Genomic DNA, 14,390 nt, shown 5'->3' with positions numbered 1-14,390 from the left:
CTTGGCGTTACCTGAAGACATTGTCCAAGAGCTCAACGAAGCGCAGTATCCACACATTGCTGCCTTAGATTTGGGCTCGAACAGCTTTCATCTTGTTATCACACGCATCGTGTCAGGCTCTTTGCAAATTGTGCATCGCATCAAACAACGCGTCCATCTGGCTGATGGGTTAGATGATGAGGGCTTTTTGTCTCAAGAAGCGATTGAACGAGGCCTAGATGGCCTTAAAGTCATGCGCGAAAGTCTGCAAGGGTTCAAGCCTGAACAAGTGCGTATTGTGGCCACGTATACCTTGCGCAAAGCGCGTAACACACACGAGTTTATCTCGCGAGCCAAGCGTATATTACCTTACCCTATAGAAGTGATTTCTGGCATTGAAGAAGCTCGCTTAATTTATTCAGGTGTGGCGCATACTGAACACGATGAGGGCAGACGTTTTGTCATCGACATCGGTGGAGGGTCAACAGAATTCATCATTGGTAATGGTTTTCAACCTTTAGTATGTCGTAGTACGCAAATGGGCTGTGTGTCCTTTAACAAACGTTTTTTTCCTGATGGGAAAATCAATAAAACCCGATTTAAGCAAGCGATTACTGCGGCGAGACAAACCCTGAGTCTGATTGTAAACCATTATTCCTACATAGGTTGGGACACCTGTATAGGCACCTCGGGTACCATCAAAAACATTTTGCTGCAAATCACCTCTCAACAAGAGTCTGAATTTGCCAAAATTACGTTAATCGATCTGAAACGTCTGCGCGATGAGGCAATTCAAGCTGGCCATTATGAGCAGCTGAGTTTGGGTGATGCAAACGCTGATCGTGCATCTGTCTATGCGGCTGGTTTGGCTATTCTCATCGGGATATTTAAGAGTTTTTCGATTACGTCGATGCGTTTCGCAAGTTCAGCGTTACGCGAAGGCGTCATGTATGAAATGCAATCTGATTTGTGGCAGTCACAAACTCGAGAACGCACTATACAAGCTTTGACCGAACGCTATGCCGTTGATGTTGCACAAGCCAAACGGGTCATGCAAAGTACCCATTATATGTTAAGCCAAGTACCTCACGATTGGTTGTGCCGCCGTGAAGCGCTCAAAAACATGCTCGGATTTGCGTGTTTATTACACGAGACAGGCATTGCAATCAATTCAAGAGGCTATCATCGTCATTCGGCGTACATTATTGAACATTCTGATTTACCCGGATTCAATCTAGAGGAGCAAGGCTTACTCGCTCTTTTAGTCAAGGCTTGTCGCAAAAAAATTAAGTTGGAGCTGTTTCCCGCGTTTGAGCAATACAGTTCTGATGAAGTCATTCGAATGCTGACACTTTTGCGACTGAGTGTGTTATTAAACCAAAAAAGACAAGACGGTATATTGCCTAACTATAAGATTAAGTGTGAGGGCAATCGCATCGAATTAAAGTTTGCCAAAAGCTGGCTCAAAAATAAACCTGTATTCAGTGCAGATCTTGATAGAGAGGCGCATTGGCTGCGCCTTATCAACATAGACTTAAAACTATCTTAAGCAATCGATGCTTGATAGATCGCTGCAATTGCGGCGTCTAACGTTTGGTTGAACTCGGCATCACTTTGTTGCGCACTCAAGCCTTGTGTCAACGCACGAGAGAAACTCGCGATCATGCCTGGGTTACGAGACAAGCGCGCATTGGCTTCATCACGTGAATACCCGCCAGACAATGCGACAACCTTTACCACATTTGGATGGTCAACACATGCTTGGTAGAAACCATCTGTCTCAGGCAAGGTGAGCTTCAACATCACAAGTTGGTCCGAGTTTAAGTTATCCAGTTGCGCAATCAACGCGTCTTGTAATAACGCTTCACATTCAGATTTGGTCGCACTATTGATGTCCACTTCAGGTTCAATGATCGGGACTAAACCAGCAGCTATGATCTGTTTGCCAACACTAAACTGTTGAGCAACAACTGCGTTGATACCATCAGCGTTTGCTGACTTGATCACAGAGCGCATCTTGGTGCCAAAGACATTTTGCGCATTGGCTTTGGCAAGTAACGCGTCCAATTCAGGCATTGGCTTCATTAATTGCACGCCATTGGCTTCCTCTTCAAGACCTTTATCAACCTTCAAAAAAGGCACAACGCCTTTTTCTTCCCAGAGATAATTAGCAGAAGATTTGGCACTGATTTCACGGTCTAGGGTGTTTTCAAATAAAATCGCCCCAAGTACTCTTTCACCGTTGAAAGACGCATCGGTGATAATACGAGTGCGCATTTCATGCACTCTTGTGAACATTTCATCGTCATTGCTGTAGGCATCTGCTTCGACACCATACAGAGCAAGAGCTTTAGGGGTTGAGCCGCCACTTTGATCAAGGGCTGCAATAAAACCACGGCCAGAGCGTACTTTCTCTAGCATAGTAGATTGGACTGAAGACATAACGTCTACCTCCGATGTAGGCCTCTTTTGTGAAGAGGTGTAGGGTTACAGATTCGCTTCCATTTCACTGTTTTTTATTATTATTTTTGTGATAAGTGGAAGCGGTTTGTTTAAAGCAATTCTTATCGGTCTAAGATGGCTACTGCCGGGAGTGTTTTACCTTCTAGAAATTCTAAAAACGCACCGCCTCCAGTAGAAATATAGGACACTTTTTCAGCAATGCCAAACATATCTACTGCAGCCAGGGTATCACCACCACCAGCGATACTAAATGCATCACTTTCTGCAATCGCTTCGGCTATCGCTTTGGTACCCGAAGCAAAAGGGGCAAGTTCAAAAACACCAACCGGACCATTCCAAACTATCGTACCGGCATTTTTCAAAATTTCACATAACTCATTAGCCGTATCAGGACCAATATCAAAGATCATATCCGAATCAGCGACCTCTGATACCGACTTGGTTTCAGCTAACGTATCGGCGCTAAACGCTTGTCCAGTCACCACATCTGATGGTACTGGGATTTTGCCACCCGCCGCATTTGCTTGGGCTTGTAGGCGTTGTGCTTCGGCAACGAGATCAGCTTCATACAATGATTTCCCCACATTGTTTCCCTCTGCAGCAATAAAGGTATTAGCAATACCGCCACCGACAATAAGTTGATCAACTTTGCCTGCAAGACTGTCGAGTACCGTTAACTTAGTGGATACTTTCGAGCCACCTACAATGGCAACCAATGGACGCGCAGGGTTATCTAATGCTTTACCCAGTGCATCCAGTTCAGCTTTTAACAGTGGTCCGGCACAGACTTCTGGAGCAAATTTGGCCACGCCGTGAGTCGATGCTTGAGCGCGGTGTGCAGTACCGAATGCATCCATTACAAATACGTCACATAACGCAGCATAACGCTTAGCTAACTCATCAGAGTCTTTCTTTTCGCCTTGGTTAAAGCGCACATTTTCGAGTAATGCGACTTGACCTGGTGCAACACTTGCTGCATCTAAGTCCGCTAGCAAACTCACTGATTGACCTAAAGCTTCAGTTAAATAATCCGCTACAGGTTGCATTGAAAACTCGCTGGCAAACTCTCCCTCAGTGGGTCGTCCCAAATGGGACATGACTAATACTGCTGCGCCGGCCTCTAAAGCTTGTTTCAACGTAGGTAGAGATGCGCGTAAACGCGCGTCTGAGGTAATTACGCCGTCTTTTACGGGCACGTTAAGATCTTGACGAATTAAGACGCGTTTGCCTTGTAAATCCAATTCTGACATCGCTTTGATAGTCATGTTACTTCCTTCACTTTTGGGTAAATTGATAAAGAGAAAATGCCGTATCCAACATACGGTTAGCAAACCCCCATTCGTTGTCACACCAGACTAAGGTTTTGATCAGTTTGCCGTGACTGACACGAGTTTGTGTGCCATCGACGATACAAGAGTGTGGGTCATGATTAAAGTCAACCGACACAAGCGGGGCTTCTGTATAGTCGAGAATGCCGGCTAATTTGCCAATTTTGGCCTGTTGAAAAACTTGATTTACCTGCGCAATCGTTACATCTTGAGCCACCGTAACGGACAGGTCCATTGCGGTGACATTGATCGTCGGAACCCGCACAGCAATCGCTTCAAATTTGCCCGCAAACTTCGGTAATATCCGTTCAATCCCCTGTGCGAGACGCGTATCAACTGGAATGATGGATTGACTCGCGGCTCTGGTACGGCGCAAATCAGGATGATAGGCATCAATGACTTGTTGGTCATGCATTGATGAGTGAATAGTCGTTACGGTACCACTTTCTACACCGAACGCCTCATCCAATGCTTGGATAATGGGGACAATACAGTTGGTCGTACAAGAGCCATTCGATACGACCACATCATCCACACACAAAGTATCGTGGTTAATGCCGTAAATAATAGTGTTGTCTACGTCGGGTGATCCCGGTTCTGACAGCAATACACGTTTAGCGCCTTGATGTATGTGCATCTTGGCGTGTCTAGCTTCACCGTAAAGACCAGTGCATTCTAACACAACATCCACACCGAGCTCGCCCCAAGGACAAGCAGATATTTGGGATTCTTGCAGTAATGCTATTGCATCAGTACCTACGTATAATACAGGGGAATGAGTCGTATCAAGGCGCACAGGAAGCCCAAAACGACCGTGCGCAGTATCGTATTGTAACAGATGCGCCATGCCCTCAGGCGCAGCAACATCGTTTATCGCAACAACCTTGATGGCTTGGTGACGGCCAGATTCGTATAGGGCGCGTAATATATTGCGCCCGATCCGGCCAAACCCATTTATTGCGACTTTAAGCATTAGAATTACAAATTATTGGCGGCGGCTACAACTGCATCCACTGTAATGCCAAAGTGTTTGAATAATTCGCCTGCCGGGGCTGATTCGCCAAATGTGTCCATCCCGATGATTGCACCGTTCAGACCAACGTATTTGTACCAGCTATCTTTGGCTAAAGCTTCAACAGCAACACGTTTGGTTACTGCTGCAGGTAATACCGATTCTTTATATTCAGCTGATTGAGCATCGAATACATCAGTTGATGGCATTGAAACAACCCGCACAGCTTTGCCTTGTTCAGTTAATTGTGCCGCGGCATCTGTAGCGAGTTCCACTTCAGAACCCGTTGCGATCAAAATGATCTCAGGTGTACCAGAGCAATCTTTCAAGACATACCCCCCGCGACGAATCGCTTTGACTTGCTCTGCAGAACGCGGCTGCTGTGCACAACCTTGACGAGTAAAGATCAGTGTTGTTGGGCCATCTGTTCTTTCAATTGCGGCCTGCCAAGCGACGGCACTTTCGACTTGGTCACATGGACGCCAGTTGTCTAGATTCGGAGTAGAACGCAATGCCACAAGCTGCTCGACCGGTTGGTGTGTTGGTCCATCTTCACCAAGACCAATTGAGTCATGTGTGTAAACAAAGATCACCGGTTGTTTCATTAATGCCGCCATGCGAACCGCGTTACGAGCGTATTCCATAAACATCAAGAAGGTCGCGCCATACGCTTTAAAACCGCCGTGCAAAGCAATGCCGTTCATCATCGCTGACATACCAAATTCACGTACACCGTAGTAGACGTAGTTACCCGATGCATCATCGGCCGTAAGACCCTTAGAGCCAGACCATAAAGTCAAATTTGATCCGGCTAGATCGGCTGAACCACCTAACAATTCAGGCAATAACGGACCATAGGCATTTAGGGCATTTTGTGATGCTTTTCGGGTTGCTACATTAGCTGGGTTTGCTTGTAATTCTTCAATGTATTGCTGTGACGCTTTAGCCCAGTTATCCGGCAAGACATTATTCATTCGTCTATTGTATTCAACGGCTAGTGCAGGATAGGTTTCAGCATAGGCAGCAAAGAGCTCTTCCCATGCTTGTTGCGCTTTGGCGCCTTTAACTTTGCCATCCCAGCCAGCATAAATCTCATCAGGTACGACAAACGCATCATGCTCCCATCCTAGCTTAGCACGCGCGGCTGCGATTTCTTCTGCACCGAGCGGCGCGCCATGACAAGATTCAGTACCTTCTTTGTTTGGTGCACCAAAACCAATGATGGTTTTGCAACAGATAAGAGTTGGTTTTTGGCTTTCAGCTTGTGCCGTTCTGATTGCACTTGCAACTTGTGCCGGATCATGACCATCAACATCCGCAATGACTTGCCAACCATAAGATTCAAAACGCTTAACGGTGTCATCGGAGAACCAGCCTTCCACCTCACCATCGATTGAGATACCGTTGTCATCCCAAAACGCGATAAGCTTACCAAGACCTAGGGTACCTGCTAGTGAGCAAGCTTCGTGAGAAATTCCTTCCATCAAACAGCCATCACCTAAAAACGCATAAGTGTAATGGTCAACAATACTATATTCTGGACGGTTAAATTGCGCCGCTAGGGTTTTCTCAGCAATCGCCATGCCTACCGCATTGGTAATTCCTTGTCCTAGTGGCCCAGTGGTTGTTTCGACACCTGGAGCGTAGCCATATTCTGGGTGCCCTGGGGTTTTAGAGTGCAATTGACGGAAGTTTTTTAATTCTTCAATCGGCAAAGCATATCCAGACAAATGCAATAAGGAATAGAGCAACATCGAACCGTGGCCATTGGATAAGATAAAGCGATCGCGATTCGTCCAAGCTGGGTCTGCAGGATTATGGGATAAAAAATCACACCATAAGACTTGTGCAATATCCGCCATACCCATCGGAGCACCGGGGTGACCTGAGTTGGCTTGTTGAACGGCGTCCATACTCAAAGCACGGATTGCATTGGCGAGTTGTTGCGGTGAAGACATTAAATATCACTCCTGAGGTGTTGCATCTGGTCGATTGACTAAAGTTGAACTTAATCTTTCAAAAATTGCATGCATTTTCCCTTACCCTTTGCACAAGTGCAACGTCTATTCGAGTGGTCAGAGGAAAAAAGCTTACTTTTCAGACCAATATATTAAAGAGTATGAACTGAAGAGAAGGATGACGCGTATAAAAGTAATACAAATAGACATATAGACGTCTAGATGGAAAAACTGTTAAACTAGATTGGTTTATAAGCATAACTATAAAATTTTAACTTTATTAAGGTGTAGTCCAAATCATGGCACAACATTTATTTACGTCAGAATCTGTTTCAGAAGGCCATCCGGATAAGATTGCCGATCAAATCTCTGATGCGGTATTAGATGCGATCCTTGCAGAAGATCCTACTGCACGTGTTGCCTGCGAGACATTTGTCAAAACCGGGATGGTCTTAGTCGGAGGTGAAATTAATACTCACGCTTGGGTCGATATTGAAAAAATCGCTCGAGATACCGTCCGCGACATCGGCTACGTCAACTCTGAAATGGGCTTTGATGCAGACTCATGTGCGGTGTTAAACGCAATTGGTAAACAGTCATCCGATATTAACCAAGGTGTCGACCGTGGTGAGCGAGCAGAACAAGGTGCAGGCGACCAAGGGCTTATGTTCGGTTTTGCTTGTAATGAAACGCCTGAATTGATGCCAGCTGCGATCATGTATTCACACAAATTGGTTAAACGCCAAGCTGAGGTTCGCAAGTCTGGACAGCTACCATGGTTACGCCCTGATGCCAAATCACAAGTCACTTTGGCCTATGAAGACGGTAAACCTGTTGGCATTAATGCTGTGGTTTTATCGACTCAACATTGTGATTCAATCACTACAGCTGACTTACGCGAAGCCGTAATGGAAGAAATCATCAAGCCGATTCTACCTGCTGAATGGATTAAACCTGATACTCTGTTTCATATTAATCCTACTGGCCGTTTTGTGATCGGTGGCCCAATGGGCGATTGCGGTTTGACTGGACGCAAAATTATCGTCGATACCTACGGGGGTATGGCGCGTCACGGTGGTGGTGCGTTCTCTGGGAAAGATCCTTCCAAAGTCGACCGCAGTGCGGCTTATGCTGGACGATACGTGGCTAAGAACATTGTTGCAGCCGGTCTTGCTGATAAATGTGAAATCCAAGTTTCTTACGCCATCGGCGTGGTGGAACCAACGTCAATTAGCGTCGATACATTTGGGACCGGTAAGGTAGCTGATGACGTTATCACACAGTTGGTGCGTGAACATTTTGATTTGCGTCCGTATGGTCTGATTGAAATGCTTGATTTAGAACGTCCTATCTACTTGCCAACTGCGGCTTACGGACACTTTGGTAATGAAGCGTATCCTTGGGAAAAGACCGATAAAGCGGATTTACTGAAAAGCGTATTATAAACTTGCTTAATCTACGCAAATAACAGACGATACAAGAGAAACAATTTCCATTCATAAGTTAAAGGATGATTTATGCGGTTATTAGCCTCTATCTCTTGTGTCGTTTTATCTTTATACCTGATAACTGGGTGCACAACCTCTCCAACTGGTCGTTCGCAACTCAATTTATTTGGGAATACTTTAGATAAGCAGGGGGTTGCAGCGTTCACCGCATTAAAACAAAAAGTACCCACTAGCACTAACCCTGCTACTAACCAACTGGTTCAGTGTGTGGTAGATTCTCTCACGCCTGTTGTCGATGCAAAATACTCTACACAAAACTGGGAAGTAGTTGTATTTGATGATGAACAAATTAATGCTTTTGCGGTGCCAGGTGGCAAAATTGGAGTGTATACAGGGATCTTAAATGTTGCGCAAACTCCCGACCAACTTGCTGCGATCATTGGCCATGAAATCGGCCACGTTATTGCACAACACGCCTCAGAACGCGCCTCCATTCAACTAGGGACACAAGCGTTTTTACTGGGTACTCAAGTGGCCATGGAAGCCAATGAAGTGAGTGTTGCGGAACAACAAACTTACATGAGTATTCTCGGCTTAGGGACGCAAGTTGGTGTGAATCTTCCCTACTCTCGCACGCATGAATCAGAGGCAGATTTAATTGGCTTAGAATTAATGGTGCAAGCTGGCTATAACCCTTATGCTGCAGTGGAACTATGGCAAAATATGATCGCGGCCAAAGACGGCCAAAAAGTGCCTCCCGAGCTACTTTCGACCCATCCAAGTGCAGAGACTAGAATTAGGGATTTACACAATGCAATCCCTAAAGTGATAAAGCAATATGCTGGACAAATTAAAAATAATAACTGCTAGTTGCAGTTATTATTCTGATTTGTTTAGATGCACATCCATTTGCGGATACGGGATGCTGATGCCCTCTTGATCAAAGCGCAGTTTGACTGCCTCTGTAAAATCAAATTGCAAGCCCCAATAATCGCTGGATTTGACCCATGGACGAACGACAATATTGACCGAACTGTCACCTAACGACGCAACGGCCACAGTATATTTGGGGTCTTTTAAGACTCGCTCGTCAGCATTGAGCATTTCTTCAAGCACCGCTTTGGCTTTTTTCAAATCATCGTCATAACCGATACCGAATGTCATATCCACTCGACGAGTCGGTTTGGCGGAGAAGTTAGTGATGTTACCGCCGTAAATCGCTCCGTTTGGCACAATGATTTCTTTGTTATCTGGCGTATTCATAATGGTGGAGAAAATCCCAATACTCACAACGGAACCGGCAACGCCACCGGCATCGACAAAATCACCCGATTTGAACGGACGGAACACTAATAACATGACACCTGCTGCAAAATTTTGCAGTGAACCTTGTAACGATAAACCGATAGCCAAACCAGCAGCACCTAAAATCGCCACCAATGAAGTCGTATCTACGCCTAACTGATCCAAAGACGCAACAATCACAAACAGCATGAGTACCGCTTTAACAATCGACTTCAAAAAGTCCACTAACATATCGTCATATTTGGATTTGGCCATGATTTTGCCAAATACATTGACCAAAATACCCACGACCATTTTACCAATAATATAAATTATAATCGCTAAAACAATATTAATGCCCCAGGGCAAAGCATAAGTATCTACGAAATTTTGCACATTGAAATTTGCCACAACGTCTGTTGCAGATGCTATTTGTTCGCTGACATCAGTTGTAGCCGTTTCTGATTCTGACGATGCGTCTTGAATAAAATTTTGGGTGGAATGTAACACTTGTCCTTATCCCTTACATGTTAGAGGTATTCTATTTCATACAATAGACTGAAAAAGTTATTATGCAAATAAGGACTTATGAAAAACTTAGAAAAATTTTCACCTCATGCTGGCAAAACACACATAATCCCCTCCAGTCACGAGTTTTTCATCAACTGATAAATCCCTGAGTCAAAAAGTCCAACGTTACCGCACAAAAAATTAAATACAGTACTATTTTACTGGGCATGGGTTAGGTATCATTACACAAAAATTAATGGCATCTTGCATTTATGAGAATATCTCGTTTTTTTGTCCCTGACACGTTAAGTGTTGATTCGACTTGTCAATTGCCCGCCGAAACAGCCCATTATATTCATAATGTTTTACGGTTACGAGAAGGCGAGCCTGTGGTCCTATTTAATGGTGATGGCAACGAATATGCTGGAGAGTTAGTCGTTGTCCAAAAACGCAGTGTTGAAGTCTTAGTTAATGCTAAACTTGCATTAAGTTGCGAGTCTCCTTTGTCATTGCATTTGGGCCAAGGCATCGCCAAAGGCGACCGCATGGACTTCGTTTTGCAAAAAGCAACCGAACTTGGCGTCACTGACATTACCCCCATCATCACTGAGCGCTGTAATGTCAAACTGAATACGGAACGATGGGAGAAGAAATCTCAACAATGGCTCAAAATCATCGCCAGTGCCTGTGAGCAGTCGGGACGCAACCAGTTGCCGACCTTACATCCACCCATCACTCTAGCTCAATGGTTAAAACAACCAACACAGCAAGTACGGTTATTGTTGCATCCTGATGCGGAGCAAGCTCTGCCGGCACTGCCCATTCGCAGTCAAGGTGCCAGAATTCTGATTGGCCCCGAAGGCGGATTAAGTGATGCTGAAATTTATCAAGCAGGTGAAGCTGGTTTTACCCATATCAAAATGGGACCTAGGGTTTTACGTACTGAAACCGCTGCGCTTACCGTATTATCTGTGCTTCAGGCACAATTTGGAGATTTGTTATGAGTCTGAATATTTTAATGGTAATGGATCCTATCGCCAACATTACCCCCTATAAAGACACCTCTTTTGCTTTGGGCTTAGAAGCAATTCGCCGTGGTCATACCTTGTATTATGCAGAACAAAAGGACTTATCCATCCTGCAAGGTCAACCTTATGCACAAGCCTGTATTCTAAAACTGACCGATGGTGCAGAGAATTATTACTCGTTAAGTGAAGCAAACAAAATGGCACTCACCGAATTTGATGCAATTTTGATGCGCAAAGATCCACCGGTGGATGACCAATTTGTCTTTACTACTCAGATTTTTGCACTGGCCGAAGCGCATGGCGTATTAGTCGTCAATCACAGCCAAGCCTTACGCAATTTTAATGAAAAGCTCTTTACTTCCTATTTTCCAGAACTGATTCCTCCAACCCTTGTCACCCGTGACAAAGAGCAAATTAAAGCGTTTCACGCTGAACACAAAGATATCATCTGCAAACCACTAGATGGTATGGGCGGCGTCGGTATATTTCGCATCAAAGACGACGCCAATAACTTAGGTGTTGTGATTGAAACGCTCACTGAAAATGGGTCTCGATTAGCGATGTTTCAGCGTTATCTGCCGGCAATTAAAGACGGTGATAAACGCGTATTGATTGTCGATGGTGAAGTCATGCCTTATTGTCTAGCTCGTTTACCGCAAGGGACAGAGACCAGAGGTAATTTAGCTGCCGGTGGCGTGGGACGACCACAGCCTATTAGTGACTCAGACCGAGCACTAGCAGAAACAATTGCGCCGATGTTAAAAGCGCATAATATCTTGTTTGTTGGCTTAGATGTCATTGGTGATCGCGTAACCGAAATTAATATTACCTCACCAACCTGTGTGCGCGAACTGGAAGCAACCTATGATATCAATATCTGCGCAAAACTTTTTGCGGCAATTGAAGCTCGATGTAATTAATATAAGGAGTAGATATGTCTTTTGCTAATCATCTGTTAATTGCGATGCCGAGTCTCACCGATGCGTATTTTAAACGCAGTGTGATCTATGTCTGCGAGCACAATACAGAGGGGGCAATGGGCATTGTGATCAATATTCCAATCAATATGCGCTTAGAAGAACTATTAGCACAAGCCGTACCCGACGCTCAGGTCGATGAGACCAAAAAAGATCAAATCATCGTCAAGGGCGGGCCAGTTTCCCCAGAACGCGGGTTTATCTTACATTCCCCACAACACTGTTGGGAAAGTAGTTTGCAGCTATGTGATGACTTTATGGTCACAACATCCAAAGATATTTTAGGGGCATTGGGCAACGACTTAGGACCAGAGCGACAAATTATCGCACTTGGTTATGCCGGCTGGAGTCCTGAGCAACTCGACCAAGAAATTCAAGATAATGCCTGGCTCACTATTCCCGCTTCGCGAGAGTTGGTTTTTGACACGCCTTTGCATCTGCGTTGGGAAAGTGCAGTAAAAGCTCTAGGAATTGAACCTTGGCAACTATCTGAAAGCGCAGGTCATGCATGAGTACCTATTTGTGCTTTGACTTTGGCACCAAAAGTATCGGTGTCGCTGTCGGGCAACTCGTTACCGAAACCGCTCAACCGCTCGAAGCGATTCCAGCAAGAGACGGTATACCTGATTGGGAACAAGTCAAAGCACTGCATCGTGAATGGCTGCCAGAGCGGTGTATTGTAGGGATCCCATATAATATGGATGGCACTGAGCAAGAGATGACGTTACGCGCTCGAAAATTTGGCAATCGCCTGGCTAATCAATGCCGCACTCAAGTCACTATGATTGATGAACGACTGACCACTACGGATGCAAAAGCGCGCTTGTTTGAATTGGGCGGGTATAAAAAACTATCCAAAGGTAAAGTAGATAGCGTATCAGCCTGTGTGATTTTTGAAAATTGGCTTGAGCAAGGTATGCCTGAATAGCGGAGTTTCGTCTATGGCCTAGAAGCTTGACAGGACCAACACACGCCAAACTCTGCCTCATTGTCCTCGCCGCACTCTGTACACACCCACGCATATCCTTGAACATCTCGGTCGGCCTCCCACTGCGCGAGTAAGGCATCGGCGCGGGAGCGCCATTCATCATCGACCAACCACACCTCGATGTCGTTATCTACCGCAGGGATTTCACCAATGGCACCTTGAATAAAGTCGTTTTTAAGTAAGACCGGAATACCAGCGTCTTGCAACATTTGCATGACTTGATGCACCGCTATCGGGTCAAAAGAAGCGTAAAATTTTTGCATTAATCCATATCAAACAAAACATTTGATAGAGAGCCTAACCCAGTAGGCGAGGTTTCTTCAAGTTTTATCATCAAACGCAAGTCGTTAGGTGAATCCGCATGGTGCCTCCTAGAAATTCACTGAATTTTTACCGTCTGAAAAGACTTCCTGAGCATCAGTCGAGGAGACTAAACCTTGTGCCACAAGACGCTGTACACATTGAGCCATCGTTTGCATACCATGTCCTTGCCCCGTTTGCATGACTGAGTACATCTGCGGTACTTTATCTTCGCGAATCAAATTGCGGATCGCAGGTACGCCTAGCATGATTTCGTGTGCAGCAACCCTGCCTCCCCCTTGGCGTTTTAACAGGTTTTGTGAAATCACCGCGCGTAAACTTTCCGAAAGCATAGAGCGCACCATCGATTTTTCTTCTGCCGGAAATACATCAATAATTCTATCTATGGTTTTGGGTGCGGAGTTGGTGTGCAAGGTGCCAAACACAAGATGCCCAGTTTCTGCTGCGGATATGGCCAAGCGAATCGTTTCTAGGTCACGTAACTCACCAACCAAAATCACATCTGGATCTTCACGTAATGCTGAACGCAATGCGTTAGAAAACGATTTGGTATCACGATGCACTTCGCGCTGATTGATCAAACATAGTTTGTTGTCATGCACAAATTCAATCGGATCTTCAATGGTCAATATATGCTCGCGCTTGTGGGTATTAATGTGATCGATCATCGCCGCAAGGGTGGTGGATTTACCTGAGCCTGTTGCTCCTGTGACCAAAACAATTCCTGTCGGTTGGTCAATAATATCTCTAAAAATATTTGGTGCACCGATTTCATCCAGAGTTAAGACTTTACTCGGTATGGTTCGTAAAACGGCGGCACAACCTCGGTTTTGACCAAATACATTGACCCTAAAACGAGCTAATCCTTTGACTTCAAAGGAGAAATCAACTTCGAAATTTTCTTCGAATTCGCAGCGTTGCTGGTCATTCATTACCTCGTAAATAAGAGCCTGTACCACTTTATGGTCAAGAGCGGGCACATTGAGGCGACGCATTTCACCATCGACGCGGTTCATTGGAGGCTGCCCTGCTGACAAATGCAGGTCCGATGCGTTATTCTTAACACTAAAGGCAAGTAATTCGGTAATATCCAT

General features: G+C 45.1%; 14 protein-coding genes. 7 read left to right on the top strand and 7 right to left on the bottom strand.

Annotated features, from left to right (window positions below; genetic code table 11):
• Position 1 precedes the first annotated feature (1 nt).
• A complete protein-coding gene (gene ppx / locus NLG07_RS05590) occupies positions 2-1,528 on the top strand; it encodes an exopolyphosphatase (protein ID WP_254856707.1) in 1,527 nt (508 codons plus the stop codon).
• Here the strand turns inward: ppx and NLG07_RS05585 are convergent.
• The 4 genes from NLG07_RS05585 to tkt form a co-directional block, all read right to left on the bottom strand.
• A complete protein-coding gene (locus NLG07_RS05585) occupies positions 1,525-2,421 on the bottom strand; it encodes a fructose bisphosphate aldolase (RefSeq protein ID WP_254856706.1) in 897 nt (298 codons plus the stop codon). The genes ppx and NLG07_RS05585 overlap by 4 nt on opposite strands.
• 122 nt (positions 2,422-2,543) lie before the next feature.
• A complete protein-coding gene (locus NLG07_RS05580; RefSeq protein ID WP_254856704.1) occupies positions 2,544-3,707 on the bottom strand; it encodes a phosphoglycerate kinase in 1,164 nt (387 codons plus the stop codon).
• Positions 3,708-3,717: 10 nt separating this feature from the next.
• On the bottom strand, positions 3,718-4,743 hold the full coding sequence (epd, locus tag NLG07_RS05575) for an erythrose-4-phosphate dehydrogenase (protein ID WP_254856703.1): 1,026 nt from the start codon (positions 4,741-4,743) through the stop codon (positions 3,718-3,720).
• 5 nt (positions 4,744-4,748) lie between these two features.
• The gene (tkt, locus tag NLG07_RS05570) at positions 4,749-6,740 is read right to left on the bottom strand and encodes a transketolase (protein ID WP_254856702.1); all 1,992 of its coding nucleotides are present in this window, start codon (positions 6,738-6,740) and stop codon (positions 4,749-4,751) included.
• A gap of 299 nt (positions 6,741-7,039) precedes the next feature.
• Between tkt and metK the strand changes: the two genes are divergently transcribed.
• A complete protein-coding gene (metK, locus tag NLG07_RS05565) occupies positions 7,040-8,185 on the top strand; it encodes a methionine adenosyltransferase (RefSeq protein WP_254856701.1) in 1,146 nt (381 codons plus the stop codon).
• A 72-nt stretch (positions 8,186-8,257) separates the two neighbouring features.
• On the top strand, positions 8,258-9,058 hold the full coding sequence (locus tag NLG07_RS05560) for a M48 family metallopeptidase (RefSeq protein ID WP_254856700.1): 801 nt from the start codon (positions 8,258-8,260) through the stop codon (positions 9,056-9,058).
• Positions 9,059-9,067: 9 nt separating this feature from the next.
• Here the strand turns inward: NLG07_RS05560 and NLG07_RS05555 are convergent, their stop codons facing one another.
• Positions 9,068-9,883 carry a mechanosensitive ion channel family protein gene (locus NLG07_RS05555; protein WP_254856818.1) on the bottom strand — a complete coding sequence of 272 codons (816 nt, stop codon included), beginning with the start codon at positions 9,881-9,883 and terminating at the stop codon, positions 9,068-9,070.
• A 371-nt stretch (positions 9,884-10,254) separates the two neighbouring features.
• On the opposite strand from NLG07_RS05555, the gene NLG07_RS05550 reads away from it, so the two are divergent.
• From NLG07_RS05550 to ruvX, 4 genes are read left to right on the top strand one after another with little or no spacing between them, the layout of a single operon-like run.
• Complete coding sequence (locus NLG07_RS05550; RefSeq protein WP_254856699.1) at positions 10,255-10,986, top strand: 16S rRNA (uracil(1498)-N(3))-methyltransferase; 732 nt, start codon at positions 10,255-10,257, stop codon at positions 10,984-10,986.
• Complete coding sequence (gene gshB / locus NLG07_RS05545) at positions 10,983-11,930, top strand: glutathione synthase (RefSeq protein WP_254856698.1); 948 nt, start codon at positions 10,983-10,985, stop codon at positions 11,928-11,930. The genes NLG07_RS05550 and gshB overlap by 4 nt, the downstream gene beginning before the upstream one ends.
• A 14-nt stretch (positions 11,931-11,944) precedes the next feature.
• Complete coding sequence (locus tag NLG07_RS05540; protein WP_254856697.1) at positions 11,945-12,499, top strand: YqgE/AlgH family protein; 555 nt, start codon at positions 11,945-11,947, stop codon at positions 12,497-12,499.
• Entirely contained in the window at positions 12,496-12,915 is a 420-nt protein-coding gene (gene ruvX / locus NLG07_RS05535) for a Holliday junction resolvase RuvX (RefSeq protein WP_254856696.1), read from the top strand. The genes NLG07_RS05540 and ruvX overlap by 4 nt, the downstream gene beginning before the upstream one ends.
• Positions 12,916-12,926: 11 nt before the next feature.
• On the opposite strand, the gene NLG07_RS05530 is transcribed toward ruvX, so the two are convergent.
• Positions 12,927-13,238, bottom strand: coding sequence for a DUF2007 domain-containing protein (locus NLG07_RS05530; protein WP_254856695.1), 312 nt, complete (start codon positions 13,236-13,238; stop codon positions 12,927-12,929).
• Between the two features lie 108 nt (positions 13,239-13,346).
• Positions 13,347-14,390 (bottom strand): type IV pilus twitching motility protein PilT, encoded by a 1,044-nt coding sequence (locus tag NLG07_RS05525; RefSeq protein ID WP_254856694.1) that lies wholly within the window; start codon positions 14,388-14,390, stop codon positions 13,347-13,349.

The organism is Alteromonas sp. LMIT006, from assembly GCF_024300645.1.
GTDB lineage: Bacteria > Pseudomonadota > Gammaproteobacteria > Enterobacterales > Alteromonadaceae > Opacimonas > Opacimonas immobilis.
Note: the sequence above shows the minus strand (reverse complement) of the source record. Positions and strands in the feature narration are given on the sequence as shown.

Excerpts from the sequence above, each read along its gene's own strand:
- NLG07_RS05585 (WP_254856706.1), bottom strand. The coding sequence starts at position 2,421 with ATGTCTTCAGTCCAATCTACTATGCTAGAGAAAGTACGCTCTGGCCGT.
- NLG07_RS05580 (WP_254856704.1), bottom strand. The coding sequence starts at position 3,707 with ATGACTATCAAAGCGATGTCAGAATTGGATTTACAAGGCAAACGCGTC.
- epd (WP_254856703.1), bottom strand. The coding sequence starts at position 4,743 with ATGCTTAAAGTCGCAATAAATGGGTTTGGCCGGATCGGGCGCAATATA.
- tkt (WP_254856702.1), bottom strand. The coding sequence starts at position 6,740 with ATGTCTTCACCGCAACAACTCGCCAATGCAATCCGTGCTTTGAGTATG.
- metK (WP_254856701.1), top strand. The coding sequence starts at position 7,040 with ATGGCACAACATTTATTTACGTCAGAATCTGTTTCAGAAGGCCATCCG.
- NLG07_RS05560 (WP_254856700.1), top strand. The coding sequence starts at position 8,258 with ATGCGGTTATTAGCCTCTATCTCTTGTGTCGTTTTATCTTTATACCTG.
- NLG07_RS05550 (WP_254856699.1), top strand. The coding sequence starts at position 10,255 with ATGAGAATATCTCGTTTTTTTGTCCCTGACACGTTAAGTGTTGATTCG.
- gshB (WP_254856698.1), top strand. The coding sequence starts at position 10,983 with ATGAGTCTGAATATTTTAATGGTAATGGATCCTATCGCCAACATTACC.
- NLG07_RS05540 (WP_254856697.1), top strand. The coding sequence starts at position 11,945 with ATGTCTTTTGCTAATCATCTGTTAATTGCGATGCCGAGTCTCACCGAT.
- ruvX (WP_254856696.1), top strand. The coding sequence starts at position 12,496 with ATGAGTACCTATTTGTGCTTTGACTTTGGCACCAAAAGTATCGGTGTC.
- NLG07_RS05530 (WP_254856695.1), bottom strand. The coding sequence starts at position 13,238 with ATGCAAAAATTTTACGCTTCTTTTGACCCGATAGCGGTGCATCAAGTC.
- NLG07_RS05525 (WP_254856694.1), bottom strand. The coding sequence starts at position 14,390 with ATGGATATTACCGAATTACTTGCCTTTAGTGTTAAGAATAACGCATCG.